The sequence below is a fragment of the Corynebacterium vitaeruminis genome, from assembly GCF_001054325.1.
Lineage (GTDB): Bacteria > Actinomycetota > Actinomycetes > Mycobacteriales > Mycobacteriaceae > Corynebacterium > Corynebacterium vitaeruminis_A.
On record NZ_JVVM01000026.1, the window covers coordinates 118,531 to 143,183 of the forward strand.

20 protein-coding genes and 2 tRNA genes are annotated in these 24,653 nt (G+C 59.4%); 4 read left to right on the plus strand and 18 right to left on the minus strand.

Annotated elements, in window-relative coordinates; genetic code table 11:
• Positions 1–5: 5 nt before the first annotated feature.
• The 8 genes from ADA16_RS09310 to ADA16_RS09345 all read right to left on the minus strand — a co-directional run bounded on the left by ADA16_RS09310 (position 6) and on the right by ADA16_RS09345 (position 10,735).
• Positions 6–1,349 (minus strand): glutamate-5-semialdehyde dehydrogenase, encoded by a 1,344-nt coding sequence (locus ADA16_RS09310; protein ID WP_414629661.1) that lies wholly within the window; start codon positions 1,347–1,349, stop codon positions 6–8.
• A gap of 14 nt (positions 1,350–1,363) precedes the next feature.
• The gene (locus tag ADA16_RS11240) at positions 1,364–1,516 is read right to left on the minus strand and encodes a hypothetical protein (protein WP_048761246.1); all 153 of its coding nucleotides are present in this window, start codon (positions 1,514–1,516) and stop codon (positions 1,364–1,366) included.
• Positions 1,517–2,230, minus strand: coding sequence for a class E sortase (locus ADA16_RS09320; protein WP_048761251.1), 714 nt, complete (start codon positions 2,228–2,230; stop codon positions 1,517–1,519).
• Between the two features lie 127 nt (positions 2,231–2,357).
• Positions 2,358–3,707, minus strand: a complete 1,350-nt coding sequence (gene proB / locus ADA16_RS09325) for a glutamate 5-kinase (protein ID WP_048761253.1) — start codon at positions 3,705–3,707, stop codon at positions 2,358–2,360.
• Between the two features lie 98 nt (positions 3,708–3,805).
• Positions 3,806–5,320 carry a GTPase ObgE gene (obgE, locus tag ADA16_RS09330; RefSeq protein ID WP_048761256.1) on the minus strand — a complete coding sequence of 505 codons (1,515 nt, stop codon included), beginning with the start codon at positions 5,318–5,320 and terminating at the stop codon, positions 3,806–3,808.
• Between the two features lie 256 nt (positions 5,321–5,576).
• Positions 5,577–5,834: a 50S ribosomal protein L27 gene (gene rpmA, locus ADA16_RS09335; RefSeq protein WP_048761258.1), complete on the minus strand. Its 258-nt coding sequence runs from the start codon at positions 5,832–5,834 to the stop codon at positions 5,577–5,579.
• 40 nt (positions 5,835–5,874) lie between these two features.
• Positions 5,875–6,183, minus strand: coding sequence for a 50S ribosomal protein L21 (gene rplU / locus ADA16_RS09340; protein WP_038628111.1), 309 nt, complete (start codon positions 6,181–6,183; stop codon positions 5,875–5,877).
• A gap of 391 nt (positions 6,184–6,574) precedes the next feature.
• Positions 6,575–10,735 carry a translation initiation factor IF-2 N-terminal domain-containing protein gene (locus ADA16_RS09345; RefSeq protein ID WP_048761261.1) on the minus strand — a complete coding sequence of 1,387 codons (4,161 nt, stop codon included), beginning with the start codon at positions 10,733–10,735 and terminating at the stop codon, positions 6,575–6,577.
• 232 nt (positions 10,736–10,967) lie between these two features.
• On the opposite strand from ADA16_RS09345, the gene ADA16_RS11195 reads away from it, so the two are divergent.
• Positions 10,968–11,138 carry a hypothetical protein gene (locus ADA16_RS11195; protein ID WP_161797598.1) on the plus strand — a complete coding sequence of 57 codons (171 nt, stop codon included), beginning with the start codon at positions 10,968–10,970 and terminating at the stop codon, positions 11,136–11,138.
• A gap of 287 nt (positions 11,139–11,425) precedes the next feature.
• Here the strand turns inward: ADA16_RS11195 and ndk are convergent, their stop codons facing one another.
• The 5 genes from ndk to ADA16_RS09370 all read right to left on the minus strand — a co-directional run bounded on the left by ndk (position 11,426) and on the right by ADA16_RS09370 (position 18,155).
• The gene (ndk, locus tag ADA16_RS09350; RefSeq protein ID WP_048761378.1) at positions 11,426–11,836 is read right to left on the minus strand and encodes a nucleoside-diphosphate kinase; all 411 of its coding nucleotides are present in this window, start codon (positions 11,834–11,836) and stop codon (positions 11,426–11,428) included.
• Between the two features lie 130 nt (positions 11,837–11,966).
• On the minus strand, positions 11,967–12,482 hold the full coding sequence (locus tag ADA16_RS09355) for a DUF4233 domain-containing protein (RefSeq protein WP_048761263.1): 516 nt from the start codon (positions 12,480–12,482) through the stop codon (positions 11,967–11,969).
• Positions 12,479–13,984, minus strand: a complete 1,506-nt coding sequence (gene folC, locus ADA16_RS09360) for a bifunctional tetrahydrofolate synthase/dihydrofolate synthase (protein WP_414629662.1) — start codon at positions 13,982–13,984, stop codon at positions 12,479–12,481. The genes ADA16_RS09355 and folC overlap by 4 nt, the downstream gene beginning before the upstream one ends.
• A gap of 236 nt (positions 13,985–14,220) precedes the next feature.
• Positions 14,221–16,956 carry a valine--tRNA ligase gene (locus ADA16_RS09365; protein ID WP_048761266.1) on the minus strand — a complete coding sequence of 912 codons (2,736 nt, stop codon included), beginning with the start codon at positions 16,954–16,956 and terminating at the stop codon, positions 14,221–14,223.
• A 215-nt stretch (positions 16,957–17,171) separates the two neighbouring features.
• Entirely contained in the window at positions 17,172–18,155 is a 984-nt protein-coding gene (locus tag ADA16_RS09370; RefSeq protein ID WP_048761267.1) for a malate dehydrogenase, read from the minus strand.
• Between the two features lie 230 nt (positions 18,156–18,385).
• On the opposite strand from ADA16_RS09370, the gene ADA16_RS09375 reads away from it, so the two are divergent.
• A complete protein-coding gene (locus ADA16_RS09375) occupies positions 18,386–19,171 on the plus strand; it encodes a TetR/AcrR family transcriptional regulator (protein ID WP_048761272.1) in 786 nt (261 codons plus the stop codon).
• A gap of 62 nt (positions 19,172–19,233) precedes the next feature.
• Here the strand turns inward: ADA16_RS09375 and clpX are convergent, their stop codons facing one another.
• From clpX to ADA16_RS09400, 5 genes are all read right to left on the minus strand, one after another.
• Positions 19,234–20,496 (minus strand): ATP-dependent Clp protease ATP-binding subunit ClpX, encoded by a 1,263-nt coding sequence (gene clpX / locus ADA16_RS09380; protein ID WP_048761275.1) that lies wholly within the window; start codon positions 20,494–20,496, stop codon positions 19,234–19,236.
• Between the two features lie 186 nt (positions 20,497–20,682).
• On the minus strand, positions 20,683–21,306 hold the full coding sequence (locus ADA16_RS09385) for an ATP-dependent Clp protease proteolytic subunit (RefSeq protein WP_048761383.1): 624 nt from the start codon (positions 21,304–21,306) through the stop codon (positions 20,683–20,685).
• Positions 21,307–21,352: 46 nt separating this feature from the next.
• On the minus strand, positions 21,353–21,925 hold the full coding sequence (locus ADA16_RS09390) for an ATP-dependent Clp protease proteolytic subunit (protein ID WP_048761277.1): 573 nt from the start codon (positions 21,923–21,925) through the stop codon (positions 21,353–21,355).
• A gap of 141 nt (positions 21,926–22,066) precedes the next feature.
• Positions 22,067–23,443 carry a trigger factor gene (gene tig, locus ADA16_RS09395; protein ID WP_048761386.1) on the minus strand — a complete coding sequence of 459 codons (1,377 nt, stop codon included), beginning with the start codon at positions 23,441–23,443 and terminating at the stop codon, positions 22,067–22,069.
• A 59-nt stretch (positions 23,444–23,502) separates the two neighbouring features.
• Positions 23,503–23,579 (minus strand) — tRNA-Pro (locus ADA16_RS09400).
• Between the two features lie 562 nt (positions 23,580–24,141).
• On the opposite strand from ADA16_RS09400, the gene ADA16_RS09405 reads away from it, so the two are divergent.
• Both ADA16_RS09405 and ADA16_RS09410 read left to right on the plus strand, forming a co-directional pair.
• Positions 24,142–24,216, plus strand: a tRNA-Gly gene (locus ADA16_RS09405).
• A 109-nt stretch (positions 24,217–24,325) separates the two neighbouring features.
• Positions 24,326–24,559: a hypothetical protein gene (locus tag ADA16_RS09410; protein WP_048761280.1), complete on the plus strand. Its 234-nt coding sequence runs from the start codon at positions 24,326–24,328 to the stop codon at positions 24,557–24,559.
• Positions 24,560–24,653: the final 94 nt, after the last annotated feature.

Genomic DNA, 24,653 nt, shown 5'->3' on the forward strand with positions numbered 1-24,653 from the left:
GGGTACTATGGACGAGTTTGTCCGCGACCGGCCAGAACCCACTTGCTGCTGGTCAGCTCCGGCAATCCCATCGGGCCACGAGCATGCAGCTTCTGAGTGGAAATACCAATCTCTGCGCCGAAACCGTACTGCTCACCATCGGTGAATGCGGTGGAGGCATTAACGCTGACCGCTGCGGCATCAACACGGTCGACGAATTCCTGGCACACACCCCAGTCACGTGCGGAGACAGCCTCCGTGTGCCCCGAGGAGTACTCACTGATGTGTTCGGTTGCGGCCACCACACCGTCGACAATGCGCGCGGCAATGTCCAGCGAGAGGTACTCATCCGACCAGTCGTCTTCCGTCGCCGGAATGACCTCACCAGTCCACCCGGAGGCCGCCAAGTTATCGACATCGCCGTGAACCGCAATGCCTGCGTCGGCAAGCGCGTCCAAAATGCGGACCTGATCCTGCGCCGGCAGCGCTGAGTCAATGAGAACGGTTTCAGTGGCGTTGCAGACGCTCGGACGGCGGGTCTTGCCGTTAATCATCAGTGCAATTGCCTCGTCGATATCGGCGGAAGCATCGATGTAGATGTGGCAGTTGCCGGTACCGGTCTCAATGGCTGGCACCGTTGCCTTCGTCACAACGGCCTCAATCAGACCGGCACCACCGCGCGGAATCACCACGTCAACCAGGCCACGAGCAGTGATGAGGTCCTGCACAGAATCGTGAGTCTCACACGGCAGCAGCTGAACGAGGTCCTCCGGTGCATCGTGGTTGGCCAGCACCTCACGCAGAACCGCTACCAGCTGCGTGTTGGAGTGAACGGCGGACTTAGAACCGCGCAGCAGAGCTACGTTGCCCGACTTCAGCGCCAGACCAAAAGCATCGACCGTAACGTTCGGGCGTGCCTCGTAGACCATGCCCATCACGCCCAGCGGCACGCGGACCTGGGAAAGCTTAATCCCATTGGGAAGAGTGCTACCACGCAGCACCTCACCTACCGGATCCGGCAGTGCCGCGACCTGACGAAGACCACCGGCAATGCCCTCAACACGATCGGCATCGAGACGCAGGCGATCCAGCAGGGAATCGCTGAAACCGCGTTCCTTACCAGCCTCGATATCCTTGACGTTGGCCGCCAGAATGTCTTCAGTACGGGCAACCAGCTCATCGGCTGCGGCCAGCAGGAGCTCGTTCTTGCGTGCCGACGTAAAGCGCGACAGCTCTCCCGCGACAGCCTTGGCACGCTGCGCCTTTTCTAAAACCTCGGCGCGCTCAGCAGCACGCTCCGGGCTAAGAGCCGAATCCTCGGCAATGCCCTGTTGATTGGAGTTAGCAGTTTCATTCGTTTGAGCAGTCATGCCTACCAGCATAACTAGAGTGAGACATCATTTGAGGGAATTAGCTCAGCAACCCACGGAAAGATGTAATTCATCAACAGCAGGAAGATGATGACGGCAATCACGATTGTGATAATCAGTTTCACCCACCACGGCCCTGGCAGAGATCGCCAATATGCTGCGTACATCTAGTTGGCCTCCTTGGTCTCCACGCCGGCGAGCACCGCGTGAATGATTAACCGGTGAGTGTTGTCCCACTGCGGGTGGCAGGTGGTCAACGTAAGTAGGGTGGCGTCACCGACCGGATCGAGAACATCGCCACGATCCGGAGTGACAATGTGCTGGCCGGGAATCTCAGGGACGTTGGTTCCTTCTGGCACGCAGTCGAAGCCCTCCCCTGCTCCAGCCATACCGTCGACCGGCAATACCTTGTAGTGGTAAATAGCATCGCGCGTCTCTACGGTGATGTCATCGCAGGTCTGCAGGCGGTCAATGTTATCGAAGGGAGCTCCGTGGCCATCACGGTGAGCGGCATAGGAGCTGTTGCCCACCTGCCCCGGCAGGGCTGTGCTCGGATAATGGCCGGGACCACCGCGCAAAACTTCTTGGGAGACACCTTCGAAGACAACCAAATCGGTAAAACCCGCCTTCGGAGCGGAAATCATCGCCACCGCGGAGCCTGGTACCCAGGAATCCTCAACAGCCGGCTCCGTGCCATCTGGCGCCGGAACTGGGAGCGATACCGGTGTGGACCAGGTCTCTTGCAGCTCATCACGAGCCTGCTGCTGGACCTTTCCAGTCTCAAGACCAGACCAGTACAGCAGGTAAAACGCAAAGAGCGCAACGAGCACTCCAGCCGTCAAGAGCAACTCGCCGATGACACCGATAATTTTTGATAACACACCTCGGATTATGCCCGAAAGTTCCTCGCTCAGGCAGTCCTCGCCGAAGCATCTCTATCCGGGCACACCTCCACGGGCATGCCTTTGCGCGGTGCGTTTAAGCGCTGCAGCTCTAGGCGCGGTGCCCCTAAGCGCGGGAGGCGAAATCCGACAGGTAGTCGGCATGGACGACGGGCTTCTGCATGTCATTGGGCAGTTCCTCGGTGTGGTAGCCAATCATGCCCAGCAGTTCCTCGGAGTCATAGTTGACCTCCCCACGACCGATGACCTCACCGCTCGGCCCAATCAGATCCACAATGTCACCGGCAGAGAACTCACCGTCAACCGAGGTGATACCGACCGGGAGCAGCGACTTACGCATCCGGGTCACAGCGTCGACCGCACCGGCATCCAGGCGAAGCAGGCCCGAGCTGTCAGCCGCATAGAGCATCCAGAACTTCCAGGCGCTGAGGCGGTTTTCCTTCGCGGCGAAAGCGGTTCCCACGTCCGCTTGATCCAGTGCTCGCTCAATGTTGGATGCCGAGGTCAGCAACACTGGCACACCAGCACGCGAAGCCAAGCGTGCGGCAGAGACCTTCGAGGCCATACCACCGGTACCCAGTGCTCCACCATCACCGGCGATCACACCACGCAAGTCGTTACCGCTGCGCACCTCCGGCACAAAGGTTGCACCTGGATCAGCCGGGTTGCGGTCGTAGAGGCCGTCGACGTCGGATAGCAGAATCAGTGCATCGCAGTACGCCAAGTGGCTGACCAGTGCGGCGAGACGGTCGTTGTCACCGAAGCGGAACTCCGAGGTCGCAACCGTGTCATTTTCGTTGACGATTGGCACTGCACCCAGCTGGCGCAGGCGATCAATAGTGCGCTGGGCGTTGCGGGCACGGGAACGCACACCCGCATCGTCCGAAGTCAAAAGCACCTGTGCGGAAGTGCGGCCATAGCGCAGGAAGGAGCGTCCCCACTCCTGTGCCAGGCGCACCTGCCCCACAGCAGCAGCTGCCTGCTTGGTAGCAAGGTCCGCCGGACGCGTAGTCAGCCCTAGCGGCCCCATTCCGGATGCCACTGCACCGGAGGACACGACGATGACATCGCTAATGCCCATGCGCTTTTCCAGGGCATCGGCGATAAAGTCAATGCGCTCAGGATCGGTGCGACCGTCAGGTCCGGTCAGGGAGGAAGAACCAATCTTCACAACGACACGCTTCGCGGTTCGAATTGCTTCACGAGTCTCCGAATCGAAGCCGCCCTTCGTACCTGGAGATAGATTCTCGGTCGCTTTTTCAATCTCAGCGAGGGTGGCTTCGGGATTGTCGTGAAGCAGCTCGTCGACCTCCTCACGGGAAATCGGCGCGTCCGATTCAGGCTTTGGCGCGGTAGCTACCGGGGTGTCTGATGCCCCTGCCACCGTGTCGTCAACATCACTGGCAATCGTGTCGGAAGGGATAACTGACTCACTCATTTCACTAATGGAAAACATGACGGTCTTATGTAATTCTGACTTTATAATTGTTTAAACAATCAATGGCAAATTGCAAGTCCAGTACATTCGCTTGCCGACGACGCTGTCGCCCGCGACTACGAGTACCGGTCGCGAATGGCCTCTTCACCATCTCCGAAGTCGTACTCGTCAATAAGACCACGGCGGGCCTGCGATGCACGCTTACGCTCCTCAGCGCTCGTGCGCTCGTTGACGTAGAGACGATCGTCGGTACCACGGCCACTCGGCACGAAATCATCGGTGCCCGCAACCTGCTGTGGGTACCACTCAAAGGTAAGGTAGGAAATAGTCACAGGGCAGCCAACTGTTGCTCCGGCCTTCGCCAGCGCATCCTCGACACCGAGCTTGGCCAAACGGTCTGCCAGGTAGCCCACAGCCTCGTCGTTTTCGAAGTCCGTCTGGTTAATCCAGCGCTCCGGCTTACGACCACGCACAATGAACCCGTCTGGGGTATTCGGATCGCACTCGATGGTGAAGTCCGCGCCTTCGCGCTTCTTGCCACGCACACCTTCCGGACGGATGACCGCACGGGGCTCCTGCTCTGTTGGCAACGGATGCGCCTTGCGGTAGGCGGCAATCTGATCCTTCAGGCCGTAGGTCAGCTCTTTGAGCCCCTCGTGCGTCACCGTGGAGATCTCAAAAATTGGCCAGCCAAACTTCTCCAGTTCCTCGCGCTGCAGGTCAATCATTTCGCGAGCATCCGGCAGGTCAATCTTGTTCAGCACGATGACGCGCGGGCGCTCCGCGAGATCCCCAAGCCCCACGTCAGCCTTCAATACCGACTGGTAGTTAGCGAGCTCTGTCTCCAGCGCCTTGATATCAGAGACCGGATCCCGGTCACCCTCCAGCGCAGCAGCATCAACCACATGAGCCAGCACAGCACAGCGCTCGATATGCCGCAGGAAATCCAGGCCGAGGCCACGGCCCTCAGAAGCTCCCGGGATTAGACCCGGCACGTCTGCGATAGTGAAGGACTCATAGCCGACGTTGACGACACCCAGGTTCGGCTGCAGCGTAGTAAACGGGTAGTCACCGATCTTCGGCTTAGCAGCACTCAAGGTGCTTACCAGCGATGACTTTCCAGCTGACGGGAAGCCCACCAGGCCAACGTCGGCCATGGACTTGAGCTCCAAGACAAGATCCTTGGCCTCACCCGGCTCACCGAGGAGAGCAAAGCCCGGCGCACGACGGTTCTTGTTCGCCAACGCGGCGTTGCCCAGTCCTCCGTAACCGCCCTCAGCGGCAATGAAGCGGGCACCCTTACCGGTCATGTCCGCCAGCACTTCCCCATCCTCGGTCATAACAACCGTGCCTTGCGGCACTCCGAGAACCAGATCCTCACCACGGGCACCGTTGCGATGATCGCCCGCGCCGGGCTTACCGTTGGAAGCCTTGATGTGGGGATGGAAGTGGAAGTCCATCAGGGTGTGAATCTGCGGGTCTACGACCAGCACAATGTCGCCACCGTGGCCACCGTTGCCACCGTCGGGGCCACCCAGTGGCTTGAACTTTTCACGCAGCACCGAGTTACAGCCGTGACCGCCGTCGCCGGCCTGCAAATGCAGCACGACACGATCTACAAAACGAGACATAAAATCACACACTTCCGAGCGGAGAGCCATCATCTAGTGCCTGGAGTAATGCCCTAATTTAAGCGAGCCGACGGGCAGAAGTCTAGGCGGTGACAAAACGGTGTCTCGCAACCAAACGTTGCGAAACAGTACATAAACAACAAAAGAGCCGATTGCCTTTCGCAGTGGGAAAGGAATCGGCTCCTTTGTAAGGCAGCTAGTTCTGCCCCAAATTCAACGTTGCAGTAATCCTATGCGGACAACCAAGCGGTTGTTCTTAGGAGTTGTTCTCAACGATGTTGACAACGCGACGGTTGCGGCGGGTGCCGAACTCGACTGCGCCTGCCTTCAGAGCGAAGAGAGTGTCGTCGCCGCCACGGCCAACGTTCTCACCCGGGTGGAACGAGGTACCGCGCTGACGAACGAGAATCTCGCCTGCCTTAACCTGCTGGCCGCCGAAGCGCTTCACGCCGAGGCGCTTAGCTTCGGAGTCGCGGCCGTTGCTGGTGCTGGATGCACCCTTCTTAGTAGCCATGATTTTCTCCTAGGGAAAAGCTAATTGGAATTTCGGCGGTTTACTTGGAGACGCCGGTGATCTTCAGAACAGTGAGCGGCTGACGGTGGCCGTAGCGGCGCTTGTAGCCAGTCTTGTTCTTGTAGTGCATGCCGCGGATCTTCGGGCCCTTGACAGCCTCGACGATCTCAGCGTTAACGGTAACGTTGGCAAGCTTGTCGGCATCCGCAATGACATCTGCGCCATCGACGAGCAGAACCGGGGTGAGAGCCACGGACGAACCCGGCTCACCCTCGATCTTCTCGACCTTGACGAGGTCACCTTCGGCAACCTTGTACTGCTTGCCGCCGGTCTTGACGATCGCGTACATAGGAGGGCTACCCCTTTATCTGAGAAACTCGACTCAAGGAATCTTTGTAATTCCTTGACTGGACAATGGAATTGCGATTAGTTGCGCGTGCATCACACTTCAGGGACATACCCGAAAGACCCGAAAGCGAAATCCGAGTAGATTTCCCCGCTCTGGTCGTTTCCTTACTACCAGCGCCTCAAGCGCCAGCAGGCATGACCAGATACGCCTACTAATCAGCGACTGGTCAAGAGTAGCGAAAAATCCCCCTAAATTACAAACTGCCCGAGTACGACCATGTCCCCCATGGGTTTTCACGGTCTCCTCGGGCAGTTCACCAGGCCACTTTCCAACCGTCGCTTCAGAGGTTGGAAAATAGCCTCCTATCTGGTCTTACTCTAGGTTCTACTACCTATTTCTGGCCACTTCGGCGCACCGCACGGCGCACACGGCGACGACGGTTGGTCGGTTTCGTTTCCGGCATCGATGCACCGCGATTAGCCTGCTTCTGCTCCGGCTTGGTAGCGCGGTTCGAAGCGTCCTGTCGCTGCTGCTTCGGTGCACCCGCCCCGGCATCGCTTTGCGACGAAATCCTGCGCACTGCCCGACGGCGGTTACGGCGAGCTCCCGTGCCCTGAACCGCTACAACCTCAACACGTGGCTTGCCGGAGCGGCGATCGCCACCGTTGCTGTTGGCGCTGCGGTTATCGCCACTGCGGTTATCCTCAGCATGATTTCCGCCCTTGCGGCCTTCACCTTCGGCCTTTGGATTGGCGGACTCGAAGTCCTCGCGCCGCGGAGCGTGATCCGAACGAGAGTTACCGCGAGTCGGTCGGCGACGACGCGGCGAGCGCTCGAACGCCTCCTTGGCCTCTTCATAGGTCTGCGATTCCGCGGCCTCAGCATTGCCGCCCTTTTGAGCGTTGTCGCCCTTGTTGGCGCTGCCGTCCTTAACTTGCTTGGCCGCTTCCTTCACATCCGCGTTAGAAGCCGACTGAGACTCTGCCCGAGATTCGGTGGACTCCTGCGCAGTCGTGCGGCGAACAGCCCGACGGCGACGACGGCGAGCGCTAGCACTACTGGTGTGCTTAGCATCTCCGCGGCCTCCACCGGTGCCACCGCTATCGTTGCGCTCGGCACGCTCAGCACGGTTCGCGTGCTCCGAGCGGTTGCGGTGATCACCATATTCATCGTCGCGGTCATCAGCGCCGCGTGCTGCCGTATCAACGGCGACATGCTCCGCTACCCGGCGACGCGTAGCCCGACGGCGACGGCGCTGCCCCTCCTGCGGCATGTAACGGTCATCCGACGGTTCCTCTGGATCCTTCTCACGGGCTTCCGCAACAGCCGCGGCCGCCAGTGCAGCCAGGTCATTGGAGTCCTCCGAACGCTCGTTACGATCGCGACGTTCCTGACGGCCATTTCCGTCCTGGCGCTGCTCATCGTTGCGACCCTGGCTCTTGCGGGCACGGCGACGACGCGGTGGCTTCGGCTCATCGTTCTCGGAAGAGACAATTACCGCTTCGACAGCAGCTGCAACACGCTTGTCAGCCGCATCCTTATCCTGCTGGTTGGTCTCCGTGTCGTCGTCAAGCGATGTCTTAGAAGAGCCCGCCTGATTGTCCTGATCCCGGTGCATGGCCAGCGCGGCTGGGTGGTTGGCAGGATTGTGCGCCGAGCGCGACTTGTTGCGGCGCTTGGACTTGCCCTGCTCGTCATTGCGTCGGCCGCTCTTCTGGCCGCGTCCCTGATTATCCTGCTCGACCGGGTCGATGTGAATGATCAGACCGCGGCCATTACAGCAGCTACACGGCGTGGAGAAGGTTTCCAACAGACCTGTGCCCAGCCGCTTGCGAGTCATCTGGACGAGGCCGAGCGAGGTGACCTCGGAGACCTCGTGACGCGAGCGGTCACGGCCGAGAGCCTCCTTCAGACGGCGCAGCACCAAGTCCTGGTTTTCCGGCAGCACCATGTCGATGAAGTCGACGACAATCATGCCGCCCAGATCGCGCAGGCGCATCTGGCGAACGATTTCCTCGGCGGCCTCCAGGTTGTTGCGGGTAACCGTCTCTTCCAGGTTTCCGCCGGCGCCGGTGAACTTACCGGTGTTGACGTCGATGACTGTCATGGCCTCGGTGCGGTCGATGACCAGCGTGCCACCCGAGGGCAGCCAGACCTTGCGGTCGAGTGCCTTGGCCAGCTGCTCATCGATACGGAAGTGCTCGAAGACATCAGCGCCACCGTGCTCCTTGGCGAAGTAGCGCTGCAGTCGCGGCTCCAGCTCCGGCGCCAGGTCGCCGATGTAATCCGTCACCGTGTTCCACGGGCGGTCGCCCTCGACTACGAGACGTGAGAAATCCTCGTTGAAGACGTCGCGGACGACCTTAACCAGCATGTCCGGCTCTTGGTACAGCGTGAGCGGCTTTGCGCCACGCTTGGCCTTCGCCGCCTCGGCGGCTTCCCAAATTTCCTGCCACTGCGTCTCCAAGCGCTTGATGTCGGCCTCAATGGCCTCCTTGGAAACGCCCTCAGCTGCCGTACGAATAATCGTGCCCGAGCCCTCCGGCGTAACCTCGCTCAGAATGGACTTCAGACGCTTGCGCTCCGGCTCCGGCAGCTTGCGGGAAATACCTGCGCTACGACCGCCCGGCACGTACACCAGGAATCGACCAGCCATCGAAATGTGGGTGGTCAAACGTGCACCCTTGTGACCAATCGGGTCCTTGGAGACCTGCACCAGAATCTGGTCGCCGGCCTTCAGCGCATGCTCAATCTTGCGCGAACGCGACTTCGTGCCCAGCAGCTTCCAGTTCAGATCGCCGACGTAAATGACACCGTTGCGGTCGGTTCCGATGTCGATGAACGCTGCCTCCATGCTGGGCAGGACGTTCTGCACACGACCGAGGTAGATATTGCCAATCTGCGTGGTCTGCGTGTCCGAGGTGACAAAGTGCTCGACCAGCAGGTCGTCTTCCAGCACGCCGACCTCAGTGACAATGCCCGAGTGGTCATGGCGCTTGCGCTCACGCACCACCATCGTGCGCTCAACGGATTCACGACGAGCCAGGAACTCCGCCTCCGAGATTACGTGACGCTTGCGCGATTCCTCACGACGCTCAATGCGGCGACGTCGCTGCGCCTCCAGGCGGGTCGATCCCTTAATCGCCTGCGGTTCCTCGACCTCGTCGCGGGTTTCCTCTTCCTTGCGCTCGGTGTTCTCAGTGGTGTTTTTCGACTGCTGAGCATCATCATTACGACGCCCACGTCCACGACGGCGACGGCGCGGGCGCGGCTGACGCTCCGTTTCGCTTGACGACGAGCCGTCCTGCTCATCCCCCGCGTTGCCATCGGCATTCTGGTTGGAGGCATTGTTGTCAGCCGACGTCGAATCCTCGGCGACCGCATCCTTGACTGTGGCCGGGACAGCCTGTGGAGCCAGGAAAATAGGCGCGAACGCGGTCTGTTCCTCCGCGACTGGCGGCTCCGGAACTACCGGTGGCTCGATGTCCTGGAGAGCTTCTTCCTGCGTGTTTTCCGTCGGCGCAGCGGCCTTAGACTCTGCAGCAGGCTCGGTTGCTGGAGTTTCCTGCGGTTCCTGCAGTTCCTGGGTTTTCTCTGCCGCTGGAGCGCTGGTCGTACGGGTTGCACGACGAACGCGGCGGCTACGACGTGTGGTCGCGGGAGCGCCCTTTGCAGCAGGTGCCTCAGTGGAGGCTTCGTCGGCGGAAGTTTTCTCGGTGGCCTCAGCGGCCTCGGTGGCGTGCTCTGGTGCGGTGTCGTCAGCACTGTCGGCAGCCTTCTTCGGCGACGGCTGAACTACAGCCTCAACGGCTTCTTCGACGACCGAGTTAGCGTCCTTCTCCTGCTTCGCGTCCTTCGCTACCGTTTCTTCCGGAGCGCCGGCGCTCTTCTTCACGGCACGCTTACGCGTTACCCGCTTCTTAGTCGTGCTCTTCTTCTCGTCGCTCTTCTTTTCCTCGGTCGGCTTCTCTGCAGTCTGCTTTGCCGAGGATTTCTTAGCCGAGGTCTTGGCTTCCTTCTGCTCAGCCGCTTCCTCAGCAGGTGCCGCATCCGATTTAGCTTCGCTCTTGGTTGCCTTTTTATCGGCCTTCTTTTCGGCCTTCTTAGCAGCTGACTTCTTGCTGCTCTTCTTAGCGGCCGACTTCTTCTCGGCCGTGGCTGCGGCCTTCTCGTCGGAATTCTCCGCAGGCTTGTCCTCGGACCTTTCGTCGGACTTTTCGTCCGATGCCTCCGACTTGCCCGACTTGTCTGCCAACTGCTTGTCCTTTGCAGCTGACTCTTCGCTGCTTGGCTTGGTCGCGGAAGTTTCGTCGTTAAGCGGGGCGTCCTCCGGATGATCGCCGATGAAATTCAGCACCGCGTCGAGCTGATTCTGATTAATCGTGGACGCAGCGGACTTCACGACAATTCCCGCGTGCCCCAGTGCTTCGATTGTTTCCTTCGAGGTCAGCCCCAGGCTCTTGGCCAGGTGGTGGACTCGGGTTTTCAGAGCCGCCGACTCGCGATCAAACTCGCGTGCCTTAGCGACAACATCCTGGCTGAAATTTGCCACTGTATTTGTTTCTCCTTGACACCCCACCACGCAAAACCCGACAACAGGAGGCGCACTCTTGTCATTCAATGTGCGCCTACGTCCGTTGTGGCCTTGGGAACCAGGCGGAGCAACGATGTTGCGACAGCCACTTCATTTGCGCCATACGCGCAGATAGAGGGCCGAAAGCGATGAACAATTATGAAAGTCTTTTTGGCAGGCCTACCGGCTGACTCGGGGATTCAGCGATCGCATGCGGACTAACAAATCCGCCGGAGCGAACTCCCGGGCACTACTGCTGCTGTCCATTGTCGCACATATCAAGCAGGTGGCGCGCACCGACATTGGTGACGGCGGGCCAATCCGAGTTAGTGACCTCGCTTATAGCAAAAATGGCCCGAAAAATAGCCTGAAAGTGCTATAAAGTTGGGCAGTTTCACATGTGCAGCCCGTATTCACATGTGCGTTCACATTCGCAGCCACATGTGCAGCCCAATTTATAGGGACTGACCAGTCACTATCTTGAGAATCAGACACCCTTTTTGTCTATTAACCCGCTGAAGGGCCACCGCACGGTCGTCGACAAGCAAAAAGCGCCGAACCGGCAAGCAGGTGCCTGCTCAGTTCGGCGCCAGATAAACGCGTACATATTAACGCTTAACCGTCAACGCTCGGTCAACGATAAAAGGCCAACGTCTCCGAAAGAAACGCTTAGAGGTTCGGGAACCAAATACCAATCTCGCGCTCAGCGGACTCCGGAGAATCGGAACCGTGAACAACGTTGTTGGAAACCTCAAGTGCGAAGTCACCGCGGATGGAGCCCGGAGTTGCCGCCTCAACCGGGTTGGTGCCGCCAGCGAGCTGACGCCAAGCAGCGATTGCGTTCGGGCCCTCGATAACACCAGCGACCAGCGGTGCAGAGGTGATGAAATCAACCAGCTCACCAAAGAACGGCTTATCGACGTGCTCTGCGTAGTGCTCCTTCGCAGTTGCCTCGTCAGCAACACGGAGGTCAAGCGCGACCAGCTTCAGGCCCTTGCGCTCAATGCGGGAGATAACTTCGCCGACCAGACCGCGGGAAACGCCGTCCGGCTTGATCAGAATAAGGGTACGTTCAGTCATGGTGAGCATCATACTATGACAAACCCCGCCGCACCGGGGGTGGTGGTGTGGCGGGGCCAAAGACGCAGCATAAGACAACCTTGCACAGCGTAAAGCAACGTAAAACAGCGCAACTACGAGCGCGGGAGATCTACGAGTGCTGAGTGGTCAGCAGGCCGCGCTCCATACGCTGGATGAGGTTCTTCCGCAGGTGCAGAATGTAGGCCCACACCAGGGCGAAGAAGATACCCACCACGCCCATGGACACGTGCGTGAAGATAGCCAGCACACCAAAGACCTGCAGCACAATGTTGGCCTTCAGCGCCCAGGGCTGCTTCTGCAGGAAGGCCATCACAATCAGAGCCAAGCCCAGGATGGTGATGTACGTAACCGAGAAGGTCTGGTTGATTTGGCCGTCGGGAATGCGCGTGACCACAGTCAGACCAAGCAGCACGGAGATAGCCTGCATGATCAGCGTGCCGGACATAACACCGCGCAGACCCTTCATCGGGTCCTTAGCTGGATCGTGTCCTGCACCGAGCGGACCATATTTGCCGCCCTCACTCAGGTCACGGCCCTCGCGGTAGGCGCGCAGTGCCTCACGGTCGGCAGCGGTGTAATCCTCCGCGCCGTTGCCCTGTGACTGGCTCGCCTGAGATTCGCTCATTGCGGGTCCTTTCCAAATAGTGTCCGGGCTTCGCCCGCAGTGACAACAGATCCAGTGACAATCACACCTGAACCAGAAACAATACCGTCTCCGGTGTCGGTTTCCTCTGCCAGCGCGACCGCCAACTCAACGGCGGACGGCAGAGTTGGCACGCGGTGCACCCGCTCCTCACCGAAAATTTCCTCCGCAAGGTCCGCCAAGTCGTCGTAGTGCAGTGCACGCGGCGAGGTGTTCTGAGTAATAACTACTTCTTCGAAGTACGGCTCCAGCTCCACCAGCAGCCCACGAGCATCCTTCTCCCCCAGCACCGACAGCACACCGATGACACGGCGGAAGTCGAATTCAGCGGACAGAGCCTCACGCAACGCCCGGGCACCATGAGGATTGTGGGCTGCGTCGATAAACACCGTCGGGGTCGAACGCACTCGCTCCAGACGGCCGGGCGACGCGACCGTCGCAAAGCCTTCGCGAACAGCATCAATGTTGAGCGGACGCCCCGGACCTGCGCCGAAGAACGCCTCCACCGCGGCCAGTGCTGTGGCGGCGTTGCGCGCCTGATGCGGACCGTGCAGTGGCAGATGGATGTCGCCATACTCGCCGGCCAGGCCCTTGAGCGTCAGGTTCTGCCCGCCGACTGCCAGCTGATGGCTGACGACGCCGTACTCCACCCCAGCGCGGGCGACAGAAGCATCCACTTCCACGGCACGTCGCAAAACGACGTCCATTGCTTCCGACTCCTGCTCACCAACAATGGCGACATTGTCCGGTGGCGTGAGCAAGTCATCCTTGTTCCACCGCGACTTGATAATGCCAGCCTTCTCAGCAGCGATTTCGGACAAAGTGTCGCCGAGGTACTCCGTGTGATCGAGACCAATCGGGCAGATGACGGCCACGTCGGCCTCCACCACGTTGGTCGCATCCCACGTGCCGCCCATACCGACCTCCACCACTGCAACGTCGACCGGAGCATCGGCGAAGGCTGCGTAGGCCATGGCCGTAAGGACCTCGAACTTACTCATCTGCGGGCCGCCCTTTTCCGCGGACTTGGCGTCAACCATTTCCACGTAGGGTTGAATCTCGCGCCAGATGCGCACGTAGTCGCGCGGATGGATGGGCTGGCCATCGATGGCGATGCGCTCAGTGACGAGCTGCAAATGCGGACTGGTGGTGCGGCCGGTGCGACGACCGAGAGCACGCACCAGCGACTCAATCATGCGCACCGTGGAGGTCTTGCCGTTCGTACCGGCAACGTGAATGACCGGGGTGGCGCGCTCCGGATGACCAAGGATGTCCATCAGCATCTCGATCCGCTCGAGTGATGGGTCAATCTTGGTCTCCGGCCAGCGCTGATCCAGCTCGGCTTCGACCTCCGCCAACTCGCGCAGCTCCTCGGCGGTGGCCTCCAGCGGGGCCGGCTCATTGACCGGGCGATCCACGTCGACAGGCAGGCTCAGACCTTCCTCGGAGACCGAGACCTCACCGAGGCGCATGTCATCGGGCATGCGGTCATCGGCCATCACACCGGCGAGCTCGCGCGGCTCGAGGTCCTCCACAATCTGGGAGTCAGCCGGATCGAATTCGAACTCAGGCGCTGCGGTGGACTCTTCTTGCGCTGCTTCTCGCGCCGCAGTCTCATCCTGCGTCACCGATTCGTCCTCGCCGCCGAGATTCAGACGGATCTCGCTTGCGGCTTCATCGCGTGGTTCAGCATCCCGAGGTTCGATATCCCGTGGTTCGGTCATGCCTGCGGAAGTCCCTCCAAACGAGCCTTGATGCGATCAATTTCCTCTAGTGCGAACTGGTGGCGAGCCTTAATCTTTTCTACAACCTGCTCTGGAGCCTTGGACAAGAAGGCCTCGTTGCCGAGCTTCTTCTCAGTGCCGGCCAGTTCCTTCTCAGCCTTGGCCAGGTCCTTTTCCAAGCGCTTGCGCTCTGCGGCCACGTCGACGGTGCCGGAGGTATCCAGTTCAATCAGGACAGTGGCCTGCGACAGGCGCACCTCAATGGAAGCGGTGGCGGTGAAGCCATCTTCCGGTGCCTCAGCACGAGCCAGCGAACGGATCATCTCTTCCTGTGCAGCCAAGTCAGCATCGTCCAGGTTCATGCGTGCCGGCACGCGCTGCGACGGCTTCACACCCTGGTCATTGCGGAAACGACGCAGCTCGGTGACCAGCTTCTGGGCATCGGCAATACGACGTGCAGCCACCTCGTCGACAGCAGCGCCGTCGGTGGTCATGGTGGCGTCCGGCCAGGCGGAAATTACCAGAGAGTCCTCGAAGCCCTCCGCGCCGTCGGTAAGCGCCTTCCACAGTGTCTCCGTGACGAACGGCATGGACGGGTGCAGCAGACGCAGCAGCGTATCCAGCACGCGGCCGAGCACCAGACGCGTGGAGGCAGCGCGGGCGGCCTGCTCCTCGGTCATGGTCTCGCCGTCATTCAGACGTGGGAAGTCGACCTTGGTCATCTCCAGATACCAGTCACAGACCTCGTCCCATGCGAAGTGGTAGAGGGCCTCGTTGGCCTTGGAGAACTCGTACTTATCCAGCGCGGCGTCGACCTCAGCGCGGACCTGCTCCAGGCGATCCAGGATCCAGCGGTCGGTGTCAGTGAGCTGGTCACGGTCCGGCAGCTCGCCCACGTGGGCACCGTTCATCAGCGCAAAGCGGGTTGCGTTAAACAGCTTGGTGGCGAAGTTACGGGAGCTCTGCGCGGCATCGTTACCGACCGGCAGGTCAGAGCCCGGGTTAGCGCCACGAGCCAGGGTGAAGCGAAGTGCATCCGCGCCGTAGTCGCGCACCCAGTCCAACGGGTCAATGCCATTGCCGAGGGACTTCGACATCTTGCGACCCTGCTCATCGCGGACCAGACCGTGCAGGAAGACGTCCTTGAACGGCACCTGCGGGCGACCATCGCACCCCTTGCCCAGCGGCGAGTTAGGCAGGGTGGCAGCAAAGGTCGAGAACATCATCATGCGCGCGACCCAGAAGAACAGAATGTCGTAGCCGGTGACCAGCACGGATGTCGGGTAGAACTTCTCCAGCTCCGGAGTGGCTTCCGGCCAACCCATCGTGGAAAACGGCCACAGCGCAGAGGAGAACCAGGTATCCAGTACGTCCGGATCCTGCGTCCATCCCTCGCCCGTCGGAACCTCATCATCCGGGCCGACACACACGACCTCGCCATTCGGGCCGTACCAAATCGGGATGCGGTGGCCCCACCACAGCTGGCGGGAAATACACCAGTCGTGCATGTCATCGACCCAGTCGAACCAGCGCGGCTCCTGGGAAGCCGGGTGAATAACCGTGTCACCCTCACGAACGGCATCGCCAGACATCTTGGCCAGTTCATCGACCTTGACGAACCATTGCAGGCTCAGCAGTGGCTCAATCGGCTCACCCGAGCGCTCCGAGTGACCGACCGAGTGAACGTATGGGCGAACCTCCTTGACAATGCGTCCCTGCTCACGCAGCGCTTCTGTTAGCGCTGTGCGGGCCTCGGCACGATCCATGCCATCGAAACGCGTGCCCGTGTTGAAGATACGGCCAGCGGTGTCGATGACCTCCGGCATATCCAGGTCGTGGCGCTGCCCCATGGCGAAGTCATTCGGATCATGCGCCGGTGTAATCTTCACCGCACCGGTACCGAACTCGCGGTCCACGTAATCATCGGCGATAACCTGAATCTTCAGGTCCTCGCGGAACGGGTGGTCAAGAACCTTGCCCACCAGGTGCGTGTAGCGCTCATCCTCCGGGTGCACGGCAATTGCCACGTCACCCAGCATTGTCTCCACACGAGTCGTCGCCACAACAATGGATTCCTCTCCATCGCCGTAGCGGAAGGAGACGAGCTCACCCTCAGCGTCCTCGTACTTGACCTCAATATCCGAGATCGCGGTCTGCAACACCGGAGACCAGTTGACCATGCGCTTGGCGCGGTAAATCAGGCCGCGGTCAAACAGTTCCTTAAAGATCGTCTGAACTGCACGAGACAGCCCCTCATCCAGAGTGAAGCGCTCACGTGACCAGTCCAGCGAGTCACCAATCTGGCGCATCTGGTTGCCGATACGTCCGCCGTAATCGTGCTTCCACTCCCAGACCTTTTCCACGAATTCCTCGCGGCCATAGTCGAAGCGGTCCTTACCTTCGGACTCCTTCAACATCGCCTCGACCTTGGTCTGCGTTGCGATACCCGCGTGGTCCATACCCGGCAGCCACAGCACCTCGTAGCCCTGCATACGCTTACGGCGCACCAGCGCATCCATCAAAGTGTGGTCCAGTGCGTGGCCCATGTGCAGCTGACCCGTCACATTCGGCGGGGGCAGCACAATAGAGTAAGCCGGCTTGGAGCTAGACGGGTCAGCCTTGAAGTAGCCAGCGTCTACCCAGCCCTGGTACAGGTCCGACTCCACGTCAGCCGGGTTCCACGACTTGGGCAACTTATCTGCTCTGTTTAGGTCCACGTTGTTCTCAGTCACGCGTCACATCTTAGCGCCTTGCCCGGATTTGTTTTTCCAGGGGCTTTACGACGACCCTTGCGCCCCAACCCATATCTGCTATCTGCGGCTTATGCACCGCTGATTTTGGTACTTGCTCAGGCTTTTGACCCCAACCGCGATAAGCACTAAATAAGAAGGCGCTCTCTTGTGAAACCATCACAAGAGAGCGCCTCTAAACGGTTGCTAAGCAGCTCTTAGACCAGCAGGTCCTTAACTGCGTCGCGCTCTTCGCGCAGTGCCTTGACGTTGCGCTCGATACCAGCGCACTGAGCCTCGGAGAGATCCAGGCCCTCAACGCGAACCCACTCGCCGTCCTTGGCATAGCACGGAACACCAGCGACCAGGCCCTCGTCGATGCCGTAGGAACCGTCGGACGGAAGTGCGACAGAGACCCACTCGCCCTCTGGGGTACCCGTGACCCAGTCACGCATGTGGTCAACTGCGGCAGCGGCAGCGGAAGCTGCGGATGAGGAACCGCGAACCTCGATGATTTCTGCGCCACGCTTGGCGACACGCGGGATGAAGTCCTGCTCGACCCATGCAGCGTCAACCTTGTCGGAGACCTTCTCACCAGCAATGGTGGCGTAGGTGATGTCCGGGAACTGGTCGGCGGAGTGGTTACCCCAGACGATCATGTTCTTAATCTCGGTGGTCGGAACACCAATCTTTTGCGACAGCTGGGACAGGGAACGGTTGTGATCCAGGCGCATCATGGCGGTGAAGCGCTCTGCCGGGATGTCCTTAGCGTGGGAAGCGGCAATCATGGTGTTGGTGTTGGCCGGGTTGCCAACAACCAGAACCTTGATGTCGTCTGCTGCGTGATCGTTCAGTGCAGCACCCTGCGGGCCGAAGATCTTGCCGTTGGCACCCAGCAGTGCGGAGCGCTCCTCGCCCTTACCGCGTGGCTTTGCACCAACCAGGAATGCTGCGTTGGCGCCGTCGAATGCCTTTGCTGGGTCATCGGTGATGTTGATGCCAGTCAGAAGCGGGAAGGCGGAGTCAAAGAGCTCCATGGCGACGCCTTCGGTAGCATGCAGCGCCGGAGTGATCTCCAGCAGGTTCAACTCAACCGGGGTCTCCGGACCGAAAACCGAACCGCTGGCAATGCGGAACAGCAGAGAGTAAGCGATCTGTCCGGCGGCGCCGGTAACTGCAACCTTTACGGGAGTCTTGTTCACTACAGGCCTTTCTCGATAGAGAATCAATTCGGTGCCCACTCTAATGCGCATACGGAATTGGCGCAGACGGGGGCGATGCACTCGGGCAAAATCTGAAAAACGGATAGCATTAGGCATGACTTACGGTCATGTACTCATTTCGTTAGAAAGAAGTCCCCGACCGAGCAATTTCACCCCCGTAAGATAGCCAAAACCCCGTAGTCGCCCTCTAGTCCAAGCAAAGGATTTTCATGAAGTCTCCAGGCTCCTCTGATGCAATCCCCCATGCAGTCTTGGTGGCAGCCCTTCAAGAATTCACCGCAAAGGGGTATGCAGATGCCCGCTTGGATGCCATTGCTGCCGCCTCTGGTGTCTCCAAGCGCATGCTTCACTACCACTGTGGTGACAAGATGGGGCTCTACCGAGCAACGTGGGCACATGTGCTGGAGACCGTAAGGCCTGACGACGACGACCTGCGTCCGCACTCCAATGTGCCGGTGGAAGCCCTGCAGCATGTCGTCGGTGTTATCTATGACTACTTCTCAGCGAACCCGCTCGCCGTGCGCTTCATTATTCAGGAAAATCTGCACCCGGTCCTCCCCCTTGAAGGCGTGACAGGGCTTGGTGGCCAGAGCCCTATTGTTTTGGAGTTTGACCGCATCTTGTTGCTCGGCCGCGACTACGGTGCATTCCGCACCGATATTTCCGCACTCGATCTTTATATTCTCGTGCTGTCGCTGGCCACCTTCCCTACTTTGCACCAGCGGACATTTGAAAACCTCTACGGCATTGAAATGCAGTCCACGGTGCTGTCGGACAAGCTACGCGAATTCGCACAGGACACAGTCACCAGCCTGTTGACATCCTCGCCCCGCAACGAACCGGGCAGCTCGTATACTTCCCTGCTGGCCTCCCATGGAGTCACTTCCTCAGCGCTTGGAGCTGAGGTCTACGGAGATCAGCCCAACCCAGAAACACAGGATCTGGCGGCCGACGATGCCCCGGATTACCGCGACATCTACGGCATGGACGACTAGGGATCCATACAGACACTAAAACCCGGTTAGAGCGGCTACTCTAACCGGGTTTTCAGCTACCTTTACGCAGTCTTTTTATCCTCACCGCGTTCAATGAGTTCCGGCGCTGCACCGTCCGTGACGCACTCCTTGTGGACAATGACCTCCGCGACGTCGTCACGCTCTGGCACTTCGAACATCACGGGGACCAAGATTTCCTCCATGATTCCACGCAAACCGCGGGCGCCAGTGTTGCGGCTAATCGCCTTGGCGGCGATGGCGCGCAGTGCCTCGTCATCGAGGGTAAGGCGCACACCGTCCATGTCGAAGAGGTGCTGGTACTGGCGGACCAGGGAGTTCTTGGGCTCGGTGAGTACACGGACCAGTGCGTCCTCATCGAGGTTGGTAACGGATGCGATAACCGGCAGGCGGCCGATGAACTCAGGAATCAGGCCGAATCGAACGAGATCCTCCGGCAGCACGTCGCGGAAAGGATCCTTCATGTCCTCGTCGTTAGCCGAGGTGACATCTGCGCCGAAGCCCAGCCCCTTCTTGCCGACGCGCTCCTGCACGACTTTCTCCAGACCAGCAAACGCGCCGGCCACGATGAACAGGACGTTGGAGGTGTCGAACTGAATGAACTCCTGGTTCGGCAGCTTGCGCCCACCCTGCGGGGGCACGGCGGCTACGGTTCCCTCGAGAATCTTCAGCAGCGCCTGCTGCACACCTTCACCGGAGACATCGCGGGTGATGGAGGTGTTTTCGGACTTGCGCGAAATCTTGTCAATCTCATCGACGTAAATGATGCCACGCTGCGCCTTCTCGACATCGAAATCAGTAGCCTGCAGCAGTTTCAGCAGGATGTTTTCCACGTCCTCGCCGACATAGCCGGCTTCGGTCAGGCTGGTGGCATCAGCGATTGCAAACGGCACATCCAGCTTCCGCGCCAGCGTCTGTGCAAGGTAGGTCTTGCCGCAGCCGGTCGGCCCCAGCAGCAGAATGTTCGACTTCTGCAACTCGACGTCGTTGTCCGACTTGGTCTCTGCGGCACGAAGGCGCTTGTAGTGGTTGTAGACCGCGACGGCCAGCGTGCGCTTAGCCGTGTCCTGGCCGATGACGTACTCATCGAGGAAGTCACGAATTTCCATCGGACGCGGCAGGCGGTCATTGTTGCTGGTTGCTTCGCCGCCGGTATTGAGCTCTTCTTCGATGATTTCGTTGCAGAGCTCGATGCACTCATTACAGATGTACACACCAGGTCCGGCAATCAGCTTTTTGACCTGCTTCTGACTCTTTCCACAGAAAGAGCACTTCAGCAAATCCGCACTTTCTTGCATACGCGCCATGAGGCTCCCGCCGCCGCCTTTCCGCTTCGTTGCCAATAACTGCTTCAGACCAGCCTACCGTGAGTGTGCGCAAATACCGGCTTCCACGCCAGGGGCGATGCGAATTTCACGCAATCTCGCTCAGCGCTTTACGACGGCCAGTGCGCAGCACTCCCAGAGACCGCGTCAACCTTAAAGTGTTGTGCTTTAAGCGTTGTGCTTGCGGTATTCGAAGACCTGGTCGATTATGCCGTACTCGACGGCCTCATCAGCAGTCAGAATCTTGTCACGGTCGGTGTCCTTGCGGATCTGCTCCGCAGTACGACCGGAGTGGCGAGCCAGCGTCTCCTCCATCAGCTTACGCATGCGCTCGATTTCGTTCGCCTGAATCTCCAGGTCGGAAACCTGCCCCTGGATGCCCTGGGTAGCCGGCTGGTGAATGAGCACGCGCGCATTCGGCAGAGCTGCACGCTTACCCGGTGCACCTGCAGCGAGCAGCACGGCTGCCGCGGAAGCAGCCTGGCCCAGGCACACGGTCTGCACGTCGGGACGCACGTACTGCATCGTGTCGTAGATGGCCATCAGCGAGGTGAAGGAGCCACCTGGGGAGTTGATGTACATCGTGATGTCACGGTCCGGGTCCAGGCCCTCGAGCACCAGAAGCTGCGCCATGATGTCGTTAGCGGCGGTGTCGTCGACCTGAGAGCCGAGGAAGATAATGCGCTCTTCGAAGAGCTTGTTGTACGGGTTGGATTCCTTAGCACCAAAGCTGGAGTGCTCCACGAAAGAAGGAAGCACGTAGCGCGACTGCGGCATCTGCATATTGTTCATCTCCATGTTGATTAATTCGCCTCTAATTTTTCGCTACTATCCGCTTCTAGTGTGCGGTGTCCTTGAGAGCGGTAACGACATGGTCAACCAGGCCGTATTCCTTAGCCTCAGCCGCGGTAAACCAGCGGTCGCGGTCCGAGTCTTCCTCAATGCGCTCGATCGGCTGACCGGTGTGCTGCGCAATCAGGCGAGCCATTTCCTTCTTAGTGGCAGCGAACTGCTCAGCCTGAATGGTGATGTCGGATGCGGTACCGCCAATACCTGCGGACGGCTGGTGCATCATAATGCGAGCGTGTGGCAGTGCGTAACGCTTGCCCTTAGCACCTGCGGCGAGCAGGAACTGGCCCATGGAAGCTGCCAGGCCCATGCCGTAGGTAGCCACGTCGCACGGAACGAACTGCATGGTGTCGTAAATAGCCATGCCGGCGGTGACGGAGCCGCCCGGGGAGTTAATGTACAGCGAGATATCAGCCTCCGGATCCTCAGCTGCCAGGAGCAGCATCTGACCGCAGAGCTTGTTTGCAATCTCGTCGTCGACCTGCTCACCCAGCCAAATAATGCGCTCCTTGAGCAGCTTGTCGAAAACCGTGTTCGTCGACATCTGGGGGTTATCGCTCATCTGTGTACTCCTTTTTCGTACGTGTGCGAGTTTTGTCGTTCATTAGAGGGTAACGAAAAGGGCCGCCCCTTTGTTTCGGGAACGGCCCTTGTTCGCTATAAGCGTTGCGTCATGTCGAACGCGCCGCGCTAAGTGCGGGGCTTACTCAGCAGAAGTGTCCTCAGCCTTGTCGGACTCAGCCTTCTCAGCCTCCGGCTCGACCTCACCGAAGTACTCGTTCAGGTCGATTTCGTTGCCTTCGGTGTCCTTGGCGGAAGCCTTCAGAATCGAGGTAGCCAGAGCCTTGCCGCGGCGAACGTCTGCGAACAGGTTGCCGAGCTGGCCGGACTGCTGAATCTGCTGGATGAACTGGTTCGGGTCCATGCCGTAGGACTGAGCAGTGAACAGGATGTGGTCGGTGAGCTCCTGCTGGGAAACATCCGGCTGGATCTCTTCAGCCAGTGCGTCCAGGAACAGCTGGGTGCGGACAGCTTCCTCAGCGGACTTCTTGGAGTCCTCGTCGAACTGCTCGCGGGTGGTGCCCTGTGCCTCCAGCATGGAGTTCAGGACCTTCTCGTCGCCGCCGAACTGGCCAAGCAGCTGCTGCAGCTGGCCCTCGACCTGCTCCTTGACAACGCCCTCCGGCAGAGCGATAGTGGTCTGCTCCATAGCGGCAGCCAGAACCTTGTCGCGAACCTGCTGAGCCTGCTCGCCCTTCTTGGTGTTCTCGACCTGACGGCCCAGGTCTTCCTTCAACTCGTCGATGGTGTCGAACTCGGAAGCCATCTGAGCGAAGTCGTCATCAGCTTCTGGCAGCTCGCGGACCTTGACGGACTGAACGGTAACGGTGACCTGAGCGTCCTCGCCTTCGTGCTCGCCAGCAACGAGCTTGGTGGTGAACTCCTTGGACTCGCCCTGGGACAGGCCAACAACAGCCTCGTCCAGGCCGTCGATCAGGTCGTCGGAGCCAACCTGGTAGGACAGCCCCTCGGTGGAAGCCTCTTCCAGCTCTTCGCCGTCGATGGTGGCGGACAGGTCGATGGAGACGAAGTCGTCCTTCTCGACTGCGCGCTCGACGCCGGTCAGGGTGCCGAAGCGAGCGAGCAGGTTCTGCAGCTCAGCCTCAACAGCTTCCTCGTCGGCGACCAGCGGGTCAACCTCAACTGCGATGTCCTCGAACTTCGGCAGCTCAATCTCCGGACGGACGTCAACCTCAGCGGTGAACTCAACGAGCTCGCCATCTTCCAGCTTGGTGATGTCAACCTCAGGCTGACCGATAACCTTCAGGTCCTCCTCGCGAACGACCTCGTCGTAGCGGGACGGAACCATGTCGTTGAGCACCTGCTCCAGGATTGGGCCGCGGCCGAAGCGGGCCTCAATCAGCTTTGCCGGGGCCTTGCCCTTACGGAAGCCCGGAATCTGGACCTGCTGAGCCAGCGCCTTGTAGGCGTTGTCGAATTCTGGCTTCAGCTCATCAAACGGGACCTCGACGGTAATCTTTACTCGGGTCTCATTGAGCTTCTCAACGGAAGACTTCACTGGTGCACTCTCCTGCAACTCGATGATTAATTCATAGACCACGGGAGTGCCCGTGATACTGGTCGGGGTAGCGGGATTTGAACCCACGGCCTTCCGCTCCCAAAGCGGACGCGCTACCAAGCTGCGCCATACCCCGTATGCGTCATTCGAAACCTAGCAGAAACCCCTTTGGAGCATCTGCACCGGGGCCCTCATAGGCGCGAAATCGCGTTTCCACAACGGACCCGTATAGATTTACCTGACGATTAATGAAATCACAAAACCACGCGTTCAACCAGGCTAATGCTCTGTCTGAAAACGCTTTACGACGCCATCGAGAGCCAACCTGCCAACTACTACTGGTTTCATGAAATCCATGCATATCACCGGGCGTTTGCATCACCTCGGCACTGCTTTTGGCGGCCTCGTTTACTGCAAACACTCCATTCGTCGGCCGACTCCTCAAAGAAGCCTCTCAAACGACTGCCCCTTTGTTGAGTCGTGTGACAGTGTAATCAACGGCTATATGCCTGTTTCATATACCCCACATTGATTTAACTTCAGTTTCTGTTTTTACCGGCCACAGCCACTTTTCTTTAAAGCCTTCGAGAAAAACCTGGCATCGATTTTTGTATGTGCGCTTTAACGGGTTAATATGCCTTGTACCAAGACACAGTCTGGTGGAGGCGATTGCGCATCTAAGCCGGATTTCTGTCTATGGGGATGTCGTATAGTGGCTAATACCTCAGCCTTCCAAGCTGAAGACGCGGGTTCGATTCCCGTCATCCCCTCCATGTAACCGGGAGCATTGCTCCCGGTTTTTGTTTTCTTCCACCGAGCCCTTGGGGCGGAAATTCTTCTAAGCTCTGTTCAGGATCTAGTGCCGCGGGTACTCTGGGCACCATGAAGCCCACCATTATCGATGCCGATACTGGACACGAACTATGGACCGCGGTCGAATGCGCTGCTTTTTCCGGCACCGCACGTGGCACGTTTACTAGCTACGCTGGCCGCAAAAAGGCCCCGGAGCCCGTCGCGAAGCTCCATGGGTTGACCCTGTGGGACTCCGAAGAGGTGCGTGAATGGCACGCCAATCGGAAGAGCCGCACCAAGCGCAACGATTCCGCTGAGTCATAGATACCTGCCCATAACCCCTTATTTTCCGCTTCCCGAACTGCATCCGCCGAATAGAGATGTCAGCTCGGGAACTTTTTGCGCTCTACATGCGTTA